The organism is Clostridium manihotivorum, assembly GCF_004015185.1.
Lineage (GTDB): Bacteria > Bacillota > Clostridia > Clostridiales > Clostridiaceae > Clostridium_AR > Clostridium_AR manihotivorum.
In genome coordinates, this window is the sequence record NZ_CP025746.1 from 3488715 (window position 1) to 3503257 (window position 14543).

The following is a 14543-nucleotide window of genomic DNA, read 5'->3' on the forward strand; positions in this document are numbered from 1 at the left end:
GGTCAATTACATATTTTTCTAATTACAGTTTAACCCATTTGTTACAACTTTAACAATACTCTTATGAAAAAAGCTCACAAATATTCAGTACAATTATAATTAATGTACGTACATATATTATTGTTCAACTACCTAACTTTCTAGAATGTTTCTATATTATACTTAATCAACACTTATTCCTAAATCGCAATTTTAGAAATTTCTATTATCTATAAACTAATAGTTGCTTTACATAAAAGCCATCCAGAAAAGACGTATACGCAAAAAAATCACTAAAGGAAGCTTTAGTGATTTTTTTATTAAGATCTTTAAGAAATCTTCTTTTGGTCTTTATAACTATAATTTTAAAAACCTCTTATATAATATTTATTAAGCTTATACTATATCTAGTTTCCGCTCCTTTTTATATTTTATTAACGTCAACACTATTCCTATTAAGGTTATTATACCAATAAAGCTAGGTACTAAAAGCTTAGCCTGGAGTATATTTCCGACTCCAAAATTTTCGATTATATCGTTAGTAACGATTTTACCTAAAGCTAAAACTAACAATACAGAACATCCTATAAGAGTTATATATCTATTTGCTTTCCTAGATATATAACAAATAAACATGGTTATAGCAAAAGCTACTATATAAGTAATTATAATGGTACATATAATAAATTGTAATAAGTTTAAATCAAACCAATTGGGATAAGGATTCATAAAAGAATTTATACTTGAATGAAAAAACAGCTTTATTTTATTATCTCTAGAAAAGAATAATTCTAATAGCCCTCCAAGTTCTATAGTTGTAATTATAGTAGTAGCTATAATGGATGTTAGCAGTTTGTCTTTATACACACTTCTTCCTCTTTTTGTAGTATATTGAAGCACTTCTACATTCCTCATCTTATCTTTGGTGAATATAGGGGCTAGCATAAATACAATTGAGACAATAATAAGCAAATTGCTGTAGCATATAAAATCATTATATCTATAATAAATACTAGCTGGCAGTATATCATTATAGTACTTTTTTGCTTTAACCTCAGCCACTCGATTATTTCGAAGTTCACTACCATAAGATCCTTTAAATTCATTTTTATTTTCTAATTTATCTATAAAAAAATCTATTCCTTCTATTTCATCAAACAAATATTCCTTGTCTTTAAAGTAAGCATTATCTACTAACTTTGACAGCTTTTCATTTGTCCAGTTTTTCCTATCTGATCTAAATTCAATTAATTTTTCATAACTAGTGATCCCCAAGCTCTTGGTTTCCATATCTTCATTAAGGCATTTATCAATCTCTAGCTTTATAGGTTCTCTTAAATTTTTAAGGTATGACAAATCCTTTTCTTCAAGATTGTAGCCCCTCTCTTTTATTAGCCTTGCAGCAGTTGTAGCGTATATATCATTAATAGGTGTAGTTCGAGATCCTATAAAAAAATTGTACATAACAAAAAGGATTAGGCTCAGTATTAGTATACTCTTTATATTTAAAACTTTTTTTAGCTCGTTTATAATAATCCTCATAATATTCTCCTAACTAATGCTTGTTCTTCTAAATCTTTTTATGCTATACCACATAGCAACTGCCATAAGCACTGCCCATACTACTACAGTAATAAGTTCATAGTATTTAAAACAAGTTAAGGCCTCACTTTGTATAAATCTATATCTAAAATTGAAAATTAGACTAGATGGATTAAAGGCAGAGTAGATTTTTAACACACTGCTGCCACTTATTAAGTGAGGCATGAAAAAACCTAAGGAATTCAATATAGCGAATAGTGCAGACCCAACGTAGCTGTTTTTTATTAATATCCCTATGACAAAGGCCATAGCTGTGAAGATTAAAAGGCAGGAGTAAGTTAACAAAATCATCAATATCAAATACTGCTTAACTGTTAAACGGAACCAACTTATATAAGGGATGAATTTTTCCCAATTAAACAGACTATTTATAGATACATTCCACATTCTGCTATAATCATATAGATAGAAAAAAGTTAATAGTACAATCCCTAAAAGCACAGTACTCAAAATTAATACTACAGAAACAACTACTTTTAACTTGTCATTGATCAATCTTCTGCCTCTTTTGGAGCTATAGATTAGAAGACTAGTCCCACTATCAAATTCGTAATTTACTAGTGAAGGAACTAATAATCCTATAAGTACCATCATTTGAAGGATAATGGTTCTTAATATATCCTTATATAAAAATTCATGCATTATAAACTTACTACTATCAAAAAATAATTGCATATACTCCTTATTTTCTTTAACTTCAGAGAATCTATCATTGAATTTAGCAAAATTCTGTCTCGCTAGCTTTTCGGCGCTTCCTGATAACTTAGTCCCTTTTATTAAAGAATCAGCCATTGCAGATATGCTTAGCTCATCATATCTTTTTATAAGAGCCGGTATCTCTGTATAGTAATTTTCTATAGAAGCTGTATCTTTAATTATCTTAACTTGATCATAACTGTACTTCTCTTTAAGATAATAATTACCAACTTCGTCAATATACTCTGAAACGGATTTATAGCTTTTACCTTCCTTTGTTTCTATTATGTTCATAGCTTCCTTTAAGTTTTTGTTATAATAGACCTTAAACTTCTCCATCATTTCGTCATTAATGTTATATCCAACATTGTCTACAATTTTGTTTATAACACTTAGATCCTCTCTATCCCTATTTCCGTTAAAAACCATAAGTAAGTCAAAAACTAAAAACAATGTAAAAAGTACTACTACAATAGGAGAAGTATTTATCTTCTTAAATTCATATTTAAGTATTTCCCTACTAACTGTCATCTATATCCCCTCTCTATATTCATATAAGAATACATCCTCAAGATTAGGGCTTACCGACTTCCAAGCTTCATTCTTCTCAGCTTCTCCTATAAATCTAAGCTTCATCTTTCCATTTTCCTGCTTTTCTGACAGGGAAATATGTTTCTTTCTAAAATCTTTAGCCTCTGTAAAGTCTATCTCTGTTTCATATATCTTTCCTTCAAGAGTTTTACAGATATTTTCTACTGTATCCTTGTATAATACTTTCTTATCCTTCAACATAATAATCTCATTTGCGATAAATTCAATATCACTAACAATGTGAGTAGAAATTATTACTATCCTATCCCTGCTTAAATCTGCTAATATGTTTCTAAATCTTACCCTTTCCTTCGGATCTAGCCCTGCTGTTGGTTCATCCAGGATGAGAACCTTGGGATCGTTTAGTAACGCCTGAGCTATCCCAACCCTTTGGATCATACCTCCAGAAAATTTTCTCATCTTTTTATTAGCCACTTCTGATAATGCTACCAATGATAGTAGCCTATCAATAGTACTTACAGCTTCCTTTTTTTCTATTCCCTTTAACGCAGCTAAGTATAATAGGAATTGCTTAGGTGAATAGTTTTTATAAAACCCAAAATCTTGCGGTAAATAACCTAATATATCTCTATAATCTTCATCTAAAGCAACTATATCAGTACCATCATAAAGAATTTCCCCATTTGTTGGGAAAATAAGTGTAGTGATTAGCTTTATTAATGTAGTTTTACCTGATCCATTAGGTGCTAACAACCCATAAATTCCATTATCAAACTCTAAGTCTATATTTTCTAAAACAGAATAATCATTATAACTTTTACTTACATTATTAACTATTAACATCTCTAAATCTCTCCCTTTTTCACCTTCATTAAATGTCTTAGGCTCTTCATATAGATTGATGCAGCAATAAAGGTGATTATTAAATGTATATACCAAGATATATTATCTAGTGTCTTCATAAACTTACTATCAAATTGAAATCCGGCTACTACAGCCGTAATTAACCACAGTGCCATTAAAATATACTTATAATTGTTACCCTTTAATCTTGTTAAGGTTAATATATATAATGCAGAAAATATAAACAAAGAAGTTATGGATAATAGAATAATTTCTATAGCATTGAAATTTCTTTTTATTAAATACATGAAACTTATAACTACAGTATTTACTAACATTGATGCGATACTAAAAATAAACATTCTTATAGCTGTAAGGTTATAGAAATTATACTTACAAGTTGCCTGTAGCTCATAAACCCTATTAATCTTACTGCTTATAAAACCATAGGAACAAATAGCGAAGTATATAATAGGTGCCGTGCCAATAGTAAAAGCCTTTAATCTATAAATGAAGTTTAAATTAGTACTACTAATACTACTAAGCTGTAAGCCGAAGAACCCACATGCAAGAACTAAGAGTATTGTGATAAATGCAAGCTCGCTCTTGTCATTAAATATATATCTAATACCTAATTCTTTTCTGACAGAATTTAAGTAACTAAAAAATCCTTGTTTTCCCTTTAATCCTTTATCTAAAATAACATCAATATCCATTTGTACTTCATTAAGATAACCTTCTGTACTGTCCATAGTTTCTTTAATAATCTTTTCTTTGTTATCACTCATTAGTTCTCACCTCCTCAAGTTTTTCCCTAACTTTATTTATTAAGCTGTAGTATTTAGTTTTTACTGTAGACTCATTAAGGTTTAGTACCTTTCCGATTTCCTTAAAGGTCATTTCAGCAAAAAGCTTCATTCTAAAAATCTGCTGAGAGTTGGCATCAAAGTCATTGACTACACTCATAACTTCCTTTATACTTTCGCCTTGTATAAAATCATCCTCTATATTCTCATAAGCACCAAATTCCACATTTTCAATTGGTTGATAGTTTGTCCATTGTTTATAGCTTTTTGATCTATAATAATCAATTATTTTATTACTAGATATTTTATAAAGCCAAGTCCTAAAAGAGCATCTTTTCTCCTCATAATTATCTATAGATCTAACCATGCTAATAAAAATTTCTTGTGTTATATCTGCCGCTGATTCTCTACAGTATATTTGTTTAAAGACGTAGCCATAAATTTCTTTATAATAAGCTTGAATAAGCAAATTAGCTGATTCTCTGTGACCTTTTTTCTGAATATTTTTTATAAGTTTTAATTCATGGTCTATCATCTTTTCCTCCTAACATAAAACTCCCTTGTACCGGTACATAATAGTATTCGTAATAAAACAAAAAATAGTTTTAAAACTTTTATTTTTTATTTTTACGAATTATTCTTATATCATTATATTCTAATTTTTAAAAATGAAAAGAAGCAGCCTACTATAAGACCACTTCTTGATTTACTGCAATTATATATATTCTTTTACTTCTTCTTCTTTATTAAGAACTCTAAGCACTCCTTGAGCAAGTGCAAGCATCTCATCTTCTCCTGGATAAACAATAACAGGTGCTATATAGCTTACTTTTTCCTTAATCAAATTTACCATTGGCTTTCCGTAAGCCATTCCTCCAGTGAGAATAATAGCGTCAACCTTTCCATTAAGTACTGTGGCTGCTGCTCCAATTTCCTTTGCTACTTGATAGCCCATTGCATCATGGATTAGCTTAGCTTTTTCATCTCCTTGTAAGGCAGCTTCTTCCACTGCTCTTGCATCGTTAGTATTAAGATAAGCTACAAATCCACCTTTACCTGTTATCTTTTTCAATATTTCATCAAGTGTATATTTGCCACTATAACATAATCTAGCCAAATCTCCTGCAGGAACTCCTCCACTTCTTTCTGGTGAAAAAGGTCCATCTCCATCTAATGCATTGTTTACATCAACTATCTTTCCATTTTCATGTACACCTACTGAAACTCCTCCACCCATATGAGCTACTATAATGTTTAGCTCTTCATATTTCTTAGAGTTTTCTTTAGCATATCTTTTGGCCACTGCCTTTTGATTTAACGCATGAAAGATACTTTTTCTTGGAAGCTCAGGGTTTCCAGATATTCTAGCTAAGTCTTGCATTTCATCAACAACAACAGGATCCACAATAAATGCAGCTTTTCCTATTGAAGCAGCTATCTCCTTTGCAATTATGGCACCTAAATTAGATGCGTGTTCACCATTTACTCCCTCTTTCAGGTCTTGTAGCATTTTATCATTTACTGTGTAAGTACCACTAGGTATCGGCTTTAAGAGTCCACCTCTTCCCACAATGGCATCCAATTCTTTTACGTCCACATTGTTATTTTTAAGAGTATTTAATATAACCTCTGTCCTGAAGCCTTGCTGCTCTAGTATATTTTTAAATTTACCTATTTCTTCTGATGGATGCCTTAAAGTCTCTCCTAATATCTCTTTTTCATCTTCAAATACTGATATTTTTGTTGATGTTGAACCTGGGTTTATTATTAATAATTTATAAGCCATAATATTCCTCCGTTAATCTTATTACCTTATATTATTAAATTTTTCCTACAATAGATTTTTTTATACCATAAAAATTACTATTGTTATAGCCATACTACTTCAAAATAAAACTTATCAAAATAAAGCTTTGCAGATTCATCGAAAGCTTTACTTTGAACTGGTATATCTATAGACAAGCAAACTATTTTTTTATAACTCCATAAGATAATTCTGCGAACAATAATTAAGAACTCTGAAGAAAATAAGACGAACCCCATAATTACTGATATATTCTTCAGTAGTTATGGGGTTCGTCTATAGACATACTGCTTCATATTAAAATTTATATTTTCAAATTCTCCCCTAATAATCTAGAGTAGTCTTGAAAATAAATTATGGATTGAAGCGGTATATCCTTATATAAGTATTCTTTACGAAAACTAAATTAATAGATGAAGTTAGATACCTATAGTATTCTTACGAAAAGATAATATATAAAGTTTTTAGTTACAAGCTATGTTTAAGACTATTGATTAAATTAAGTGGTTATATAACTTCTAGTTTATGTATCCTCTCTATATTCTAAGATATCACCAGGTTGGCAGTCCAAAGCCTTACAAATTGCCTCTAAAGTAGAGAATCTAATAGCCTTTGCCTTTCCATTCTTTAGTATAGAGAGATTTGCCATAGTAATGCCTACCTTCCCTGTAAGTTCTGTTACACTCATTTTCCTCTTAGCCAGCATCACATCAATATTAATTATAATTGCCATCTTATCACCTCAGACTGTTAGATCATTTTCTGTCTTTATGTCTATTGCCTCTTTTAAAAGTCTTTGAAGTACAGCAGCAAACACTGAAACTACAATTGATACAAATATAAATATTAGCGGGAATGCTAATAAACCAGGTGCATCGTCTCTATCTGCTATAGGATATATAAAAGGGGCAATTACAGCATATATACCACTGATTGTTAATGCACTATATTTTATATTCTTCAAAGCATTTACAGATAATTCGGAGAAAGCTTTATTCTTATCTATAAAGCTTAATAGCCTTAAAGCCTGAAAAAGTGCATAGTAAAATGGTATCGCCGTAGCATACACTCCGATTATTATACCATGAGGAAGATAGTTTATAAATCCAGGCAACCAAAATATGCATAGTGCAAGCACTGGAATTCCAATTAAAATAACCGCTATCTTTAAAAGAATTGTCGAATATCGTTTCATAAAAGGCACCTCTCTTTAAGTTATAAATATAATATAACACAACTTTTATTGTTTATCAATAAAGGTTTATTGTATTACTTTACAATAGGGTTTCAGCTTCAACTATTGAGTGATTAAGTGGTTAATTGAAAGACGAGAGGCCATTTTTTAAATTGAAAAGCAATATTTGAAAATTACAATTTAATTTTTATTAACAAAATTTCACTTTCCTATTTTAAACCCAGATTTTTTCAAGCGAAAGGGAGTTTTTGTAAAGCTAAGTGTAACATGGAATGCCACATTGTAAGTTAAAAATATTTACTGGATAATTAGAGATATATTGATTATCTATATATTCCAAAACTTCCTCTCCTACGACATATCACCTTAAGAAGTCATATATGGCTATCTTACCCAAATAAGTCTAAATTTCTACTATGCTCTATGTTTGAAGGTGCTTTTATTTGAGTCTATACTTAATAATGGTTTATTTTACACACTGTATATAAGTACTAAGACAGTAATTACTTAACTGAAAGCTGGTGAAAATAGATATGAAATTGAATTTTTTACATCAAAACACTGAAGAAAGACGTGATTTAATCCTAAATGGATCAATACTTTCAACGCTTTTCTTACTTTCAGTCCCTACACTGATGATGGGACTAGTTCAATCAATAATCCCAGTAATGGACGGGATTTTCATTAATAATATAGTTGGAACTATAGGTGCTAGCGCTATTACCTATTCTGGCCCTATTATAAATATGGCTATAGCTCTTTCTCAAGGTCTTAGCGTTGCTGCAATTGCTATAATTGGACAAATGAATGGTAGAGGAAATTATAAGAAGGCAAAATATGTTTCAACTCAGGTTGTGGTTTTTGCTTTTATCATAGGGCTAATAATGGCACCAGTACTTTACTTCATAGCTTTTCCTATATCTAGTAGAGTTGACCCACAAATATCTCATGACGTTTTTTTGTATCTTTCTTTAAATTCTTTAGTATTGCCTTTTTTATTTCTTGAAGCAATATATAACTCTATAAAAAACGCCAACGGAAAGCCTGAAGCTACCTTTATAAGAATGATGCTGATGCTGATTTTAAAGCTTATATTTAATGTATTGTTTATTGCTGTTTTTCATTTTGGTCTTATAGGAGCAGTTATGTCCTCCTTTGCTGCAAATCTGCTTATCTGCATTTGGATGTTTTATGAATTGTTTATTAAAGAAGGAGATGACAAGCTTATAATAAAGGGCTTCAAGTTTGATTTTAAGGTTTTATTTAAACTAATCAAGCTAGGAATCCCCTCAATGCTATCAAGCTTAATGCTTAGTTTAGGATTTTTCCTCATAAACAATGAGATTGAAAAATATGGTGCCATCGTTCTTACAGGACAAGGGATAGCCGGAAACATAACCTCAGTATGTTTCATCCTCCCATCAGCCTTTGGTTCTTCCATAACCACTATGGTAAGTATGAACGTAGGCGCTGGACAAAGTGAAAAGGCAAGAAAATCCTGTTTTCAAGGCTGCATAGTTAGTGCTATTACGGCAGCACTTTTGATAGCTATAGTTGTACCATTATCCCCATATCTAACAGTTTTATTTACTAATAATTCTGAGGTACTTCAGATAGCAAACAAATCTCTGCATATTTACACTTATTCTGTAATAGGTTTTGGAATATGCATGGTTCAACAAGGGGCCTTTATAGGACTAGGACGTACAGGAATCCCATTAATAATGAGCTTTCTTAGGATTTGGCTTTTAAGATATGTATTTATTTTAGCTACAGAGCACGTACTTGGATTTTACTCAGTTTTCTGGGGCAATTTATTCTCCAACTACATGGCGGCTATTATTACCACTATTTTAATCTTGAGAATAAAGTGGGTGTCTTCAATAGCTAAAAAGGAAAATGATGTTGACAACTCAAATAAAAAACTTGCTTCTAGAACAAGCTAAAATTATACTCTTCATAAAGTATTAAAATTATAGCTATGTTAAAGTACCGTTATAAAATTGAATGGTCAGTCATCCGATGCTTTGATTATTATCAATCATGTAAAACAGCTAATATTATTACTATTATATAAATAAAAGCTGTGCATAGTAAGGTCATTTAATGAACTTACTACGCATAGCTTTTACTATTCTTTAGGAAAGATCCAATACTAATTTTTTTCTGCTCACTCTAAATTACTGTTCTAAGTCTTTGAAGTTACTAGGTTCAACTAGTGAAGATTACACCTTAATAGATAGTTAAAACAGACTTTCACGCTTATAATCTGTGCATTCTGAACCTAATCTATCAAATAATTCCATTACATTTAACTTCTTGTCAATAATAGCTTTCAATTCTGCATCCGTCACCCCTATAAGCTCAACAAACTGTAACTTTCCATTTGGAGTATTGATTTCTCCAAGCTTATCTAGATGTGTAATAAAACCTGTAATTAACGACTGCCCCTTAGGGTCCATGCCAGAAGTCTGCCCTGTATAGATATACTCATCTGGTTGAAATATCTCTCCTTCATTATAGGTTAATCTTGCTATAGCTTGAAGAATTCCACACATTCCTCGAATTGCTGCTTCTTCATCCTCTAATCCTCCCTTCTTTAACTTCACTGTTAATTCAAAGCCGTAACCACTATATTCTTTATTTTTAAACTCTTTCTCATAAAGTTCTGATAGACCATATGTAACGAAGTGATAATAGTCCCCTCCATCGTAAATACTGATTCCATCTAGAGGGTCATTACCTCCAAGCCTCCAAGAAATAAGTGTTCCATAATGTTTAGGATCAGTCTGTCCTGGATAGAGCTTCAAGCACTCAGCTTCAATAGCTTTCCAGCCATCCATCACAACCTCTTCAGCTTTAGGCTCCTCTTTTTCTATTTTCTTCTTGAACTTATCGAATATTCCCATACTTGTTCCTTTCAAATAATAATTTGTATAGATGTACAATTCATGTAAAAACAATTCTTTGTATCCAATATACATATATTTAGCTCTATATTGGTATGTATTAAATAATTGTTGTTTTAACTTTTTATATTTAAATATTTACTACACAGCAATATCCCTTCATCAAGTACATTTTTCCTTGTTAAAACTATGAAGAAAATAGCCACACACATTTTTTAAATACATTGCTGCATACTAAATAACATTAATCAGGCTCACATTAGATGAGTTTCTATTATTGACAAGGATAGTCTTTTTAGATCATATATTGAAAACATCAACATTCCATACATAAACTTAAAAATTCCTATTTTAAATATTCTATAAGCTTACACATTTTCCTTTTATATAAAATGAAAAAAGTATGCTGAAAATTAAAATCAGCATACTTTTTAATCATACCTCTCCAGCAGTTCTATTATTTTTTTGCAAAGCTCAGCGTCGTTTCTTAGTTTTTCTTCATAAAAAGGAATCTTGTTTTTTCTAAGTACCTCACAGGCTTTTTTATATAATACAACATTAGCAATATCTATTACTTTGTCCATACTTATCACCTTGGTATATTATTAATATATACTATGATGATTTTGTATAGCAGTTACTATAGGGTTCATATATCGAAACTTAATTTATACTTGTTCGAAAATCGCGGTTTCTGGGGATTTTCGGGCACGTATAAATTAATAGTTGAGCTAGGAACCCTATATAGAGTTCCATTACGAAAGCTTAAGTTATGCATGTGCAAAAATCTCGGGTTATTGGGATAATATGATACCCGCTTCCTGGGATCATCAGGCTTATATAAATTAATAGTTGAGTTAGTAACTCTATAAAGACCTGCTTTTTAATCAAATGACTAAACACTTAATTTCTATAGATCCTAGATTCAAACCATCCATCACAATCAATAATTGCATACCTTAGGCCTTTGGTACTTCCCCTACTATAAAATCATTATTTTCTCCTAACTGGCAGTAAAAATATTGCTTGTTATCACTGACATAGTAATTTCCTACTAACTCATCTGCACCTTCTACTGCTAGAGCTAGCTTTGTACCTCCATCCTTTGACGGAATTTCAAGTTCTTTTACTTCCATGGTCATGGCCCTTAGTATGGTAGAGGCGCAAATACCTATGGAATAATCATTGCCAGCTTGTTTAGCTAACGTTTCAGAAGGAGTTTGATTGGTTCGCTCTGAGTTCTCTATTGAATTTTCAATTTTAAATTTACTTAATAGTGAGTATACAGCATAGATTTTATGAAAATTGTCTAAGTTATTATAATCACATAGGTTTTTTACTTTCGCACTAAAATCCCTTACATTCTTTTCGATTTCTAGCATGGTGGCCTTATCCTTCACCATATAGTTAGCTTTCTTATCAAACCGTATATTAAACTCAATAGGTTTCTTTATATCCAAGGCGTCTAATTCGTAAGTCCATTTAAAATCAATATAGCTCTCACTATCGTCTACCACCAATTCTTTCTTTGTAGTTCTTTCCTTGTAACTTGCAGCATTTTCAATAGTTTTTCTTATTTTTCTAGGTTTTAATTCTTTAAAAATGAATACAAAGCAAAGTACTCCTAAAACTATAATTCTGATGTTTATAACTTCAACATACCATTGCAGCACCAGTAGAGCAATGATGAGAATTCTAGCTATTATATTCATTGACTTCTGCCCTTTTGAGTACTTTATTATGGTATATTTGCTTATGTCTATGTCCTTAAATATAAATAAACTTTTTCTTACCACACTACTTAACAAGAAATAAAGCAGCAAGAATATAATTATAAAGGTTACAACGTATATGGTAGGCGGTAAATAATCTGAAGATATATAAAGCAAAAACTTAAAAGGGGGATTGGGATAGTTATTCAAAAGGTATTCTGAAAAACTTTCACAGATATTATACAACACTATATTTAAAGGAATAACATAAAAAAGTATTACTAAAAATAGTGCAATAAATTCTATCATATAGAATCAGCCTCCTTTATATTCATAAAAGGAGTTATGCTACTAAGTTCTACTCCTAAGGTCAGCTTGATGATGGATATGCTGTTAGTGAATATATCCTCTCCATCAATGCTTGAGATCTCATAACCATTTAACTTTTTACTTATTATTTCTTTGGTAGCTTCTTTAAACTCCTTTGTTGCTAAAAACATCTTATGAATCTCCAGGTCCTTCGTATTGTTATATTGAAGCAATTCCTTAGACTTAATTACTCCTTTATCTATCCAGCTAGAAATCTCACTGTTCAAGTCCTCACCGTATTTAAACTTCAAAAATTCAAAGAAATCTATAGATATATAACTATTAGCAACTTCTCTAGTGTATGTTTCTAGTGTTTTCTTAATTGCTTCATTACGAAACTCAGTAAAGTCTGAGAGCTTGGCTGAAAGTCCTAAATAGATACTATTAATATCCTTACTTTGATGCTCATAGAAGCTTCTTCTATCTTCATAATCTAATAAGTTAGTTATAAGGTTAGCTTCATATTCCTCATTATCGTCTGTTATAACTTCAAGATCTTCTCTTAGTCTCTCACAGTTCTCAAGTCCGTCAGCTACTTCCTTAAGCTTTTCGCTAATAAAATCTATTATTAATTTTTGGACCTCTGCTAATTTTCGTTCAATATATTGCTTAACTAAGATACCAGAATTTTTATAAACCTCTTCAATATAAGCTTTAATAAAATCCTTGAACCTTTTAACCTTATAATTGTAATCAAGCCAAGTCAAAGAGGTTATTAATCCTATTAGCAGCACAATATAAATAACCCGAAGCCAAACCTTCATAAAAGGAAATAACAAACTGTAAGAGGAATAAATTAAAAAGGTTATAAGGATAACTATCTTTATTATGAAACCTATCCAATTAGGGTAGTTAAGTACCTTCTTTTTTAAATTTTCATTTAGAAAACTTATATCCTTAGGCTCTTTTGTCCCATGACCTGCTGATTGATTACTGGTAGTTTTCAATAAATCTAGCAAAAAGTTTTGCCCTTGTTTTAACCCATATTTTAAAATTAATTCATTTACCTCTATGTTAATTGAATTTTTAGCCTTGCTCATAATGTTTTTAGAGTTCTCATCTATTCTTCGCTTTATTTCTCCAAGATAGTTTTGTTCAAATACACCTTCCCAGTTCTTCATTATATGAGGATATTCCCAAATGTCTTCTGTTAGATTCACCTTTAACTCCTCATTAAACCTTAAGGTTGGTTCATCTCCATCAATAAGCGGCACTTCACTTTTAAGTTCCTTAATATGAGCACTACTCTTAAGCTTTCTAAAGCTATCGTAAGAACTATAATTTATCTTCTTTTCAAAGTTCACTATATGTTCAAGCAAATCAGAGGTAAGATACTCTGAAAATTCCTTGAGGAGCTTGTCCTTTCGAACCGCTAAGGCTGATATACCAATGGTACCTATTTTAAATTCACTTTCATGCATCAGTATCCTTTGATTAAAGTAGGCTAAAGGTGGCTGCTTGGAAGGAATTATATTGTAGTAAATCAAGTGAGAGCACACATACTCTAGCTCCTCTTTTGAAATTCTAGTACCATCCTTTGAAATACTGTGCAGAAGATAAATCTTTGAGTCAATATTAATCATATTTTCCTGCTTTGTAATGAAATTAAAAACTTTAGCTAACTCATATACACCCTGCAATCTTTCATCTTCCTCATATAACCACTCTTTATCAACTATAGGTATGAGGTATAATAACACCCCTGAATTTTGACACTTATCCACATTACCGTAATTTAAGGCATAGATTTTTTCTATAAGCTCACTGGCAGATATTTCAGAACTATACATATCCCAAAGCAAATAAATATCTATTTTAACTTCTTCAACATTTTCATTTCTAACCTTATAGCCTAGGTCCACAAGCTTATTAAGATTTGAAGCTGACAACAGCTTATTGTCAATGGTGTTCTGCAGCTTTTTTTGTAGTTCATCCAAAGTATCTATATTAACCCCCTCTATTAGGTTTAAAAAATGTTTTGGCAGTTCTAAGAGCATATTGTTAAAAAAATCAAGGGCCTTTTTCCCAGAAGGCCCTATGGAAATTACTAATGAAGGATTAAATACTTCATTCATT

Annotated in this window: 13 protein-coding genes; 1 reads left to right on the forward strand and 12 read right to left on the reverse strand. The window is 30.9% G+C overall.

Features of this window, described 5'->3' with window-relative positions; all coding sequences use genetic code 11:
• Positions 1 to 375: 375 nt before the first annotated feature.
• From C1I91_RS15850 to C1I91_RS15885, 8 genes are all read right to left on the reverse strand, one after another.
• Positions 376 to 1521, reverse strand: coding sequence for a hypothetical protein (locus C1I91_RS15850; RefSeq protein ID WP_128213732.1), 1146 nt, complete (start codon positions 1519 to 1521; stop codon positions 376 to 378).
• A 9-nt stretch (positions 1522 to 1530) separates the two neighbouring features.
• Entirely contained in the window at positions 1531 to 2808 is a 1278-nt protein-coding gene (locus tag C1I91_RS15855; protein ID WP_128213733.1) for a hypothetical protein, read from the reverse strand.
• A complete protein-coding gene (locus C1I91_RS15860; RefSeq protein WP_128213734.1) occupies positions 2809 to 3672 on the reverse strand; it encodes an ABC transporter ATP-binding protein in 864 nt (287 codons plus the stop codon). It abuts the gene before it with no gap.
• A gap of 2 nt (positions 3673 to 3674) precedes the next feature.
• Positions 3675 to 4460 (reverse strand): hypothetical protein, encoded by a 786-nt coding sequence (locus tag C1I91_RS15865; protein WP_128213735.1) that lies wholly within the window; start codon positions 4458 to 4460, stop codon positions 3675 to 3677.
• Positions 4453 to 5013, reverse strand: coding sequence for an RNA polymerase sigma factor (locus C1I91_RS15870; protein WP_238475797.1), 561 nt, complete (start codon positions 5011 to 5013; stop codon positions 4453 to 4455). Before C1I91_RS15870 ends, C1I91_RS15865 begins: the two co-directional genes overlap by 8 nt.
• A gap of 180 nt (positions 5014 to 5193) precedes the next feature.
• Positions 5194 to 6264 carry a butyrate kinase gene (buk, locus tag C1I91_RS15875; RefSeq protein WP_128213736.1) on the reverse strand — a complete coding sequence of 357 codons (1071 nt, stop codon included), beginning with the start codon at positions 6262 to 6264 and terminating at the stop codon, positions 5194 to 5196.
• A 541-nt stretch (positions 6265 to 6805) separates the two neighbouring features.
• Complete coding sequence (locus tag C1I91_RS15880; protein WP_128213737.1) at positions 6806 to 7015, reverse strand: helix-turn-helix domain-containing protein; 210 nt, start codon at positions 7013 to 7015, stop codon at positions 6806 to 6808.
• Positions 7016 to 7024: 9 nt separating this feature from the next.
• Positions 7025 to 7477, reverse strand: a complete 453-nt coding sequence (locus tag C1I91_RS15885) for a DUF2975 domain-containing protein (protein WP_128213738.1) — start codon at positions 7475 to 7477, stop codon at positions 7025 to 7027.
• 533 nt (positions 7478 to 8010) lie between these two features.
• Between C1I91_RS15885 and C1I91_RS15890 the strand changes: the two genes are divergently transcribed.
• Complete coding sequence (locus C1I91_RS15890; RefSeq protein WP_128213739.1) at positions 8011 to 9423, forward strand: MATE family efflux transporter; 1413 nt, start codon at positions 8011 to 8013, stop codon at positions 9421 to 9423.
• Between the two features lie 297 nt (positions 9424 to 9720).
• Here C1I91_RS15890 and C1I91_RS15895 read toward each other — a convergent pair whose 3' ends face one another.
• From C1I91_RS15895 to C1I91_RS15905, 4 genes are all read right to left on the reverse strand, one after another.
• Positions 9721 to 10386: a suppressor of fused domain protein gene (locus C1I91_RS15895; RefSeq protein ID WP_128216016.1), complete on the reverse strand. Its 666-nt coding sequence runs from the start codon at positions 10384 to 10386 to the stop codon at positions 9721 to 9723.
• A gap of 431 nt (positions 10387 to 10817) precedes the next feature.
• On the reverse strand, positions 10818 to 10970 hold the full coding sequence (locus tag C1I91_RS28235; protein ID WP_164880556.1) for a hypothetical protein: 153 nt from the start codon (positions 10968 to 10970) through the stop codon (positions 10818 to 10820).
• A gap of 375 nt (positions 10971 to 11345) precedes the next feature.
• Complete coding sequence (locus C1I91_RS15900; RefSeq protein WP_128213740.1) at positions 11346 to 12407, reverse strand: hypothetical protein; 1062 nt, start codon at positions 12405 to 12407, stop codon at positions 11346 to 11348.
• Positions 12404 to 14542 (reverse strand): zinc metalloprotease, encoded by a 2139-nt coding sequence (locus C1I91_RS15905; protein WP_128213741.1) that lies wholly within the window; start codon positions 14540 to 14542, stop codon positions 12404 to 12406. The genes C1I91_RS15900 and C1I91_RS15905 overlap by 4 nt, the downstream gene beginning before the upstream one ends.
• Position 14543: the final 1 nt, after the last annotated feature.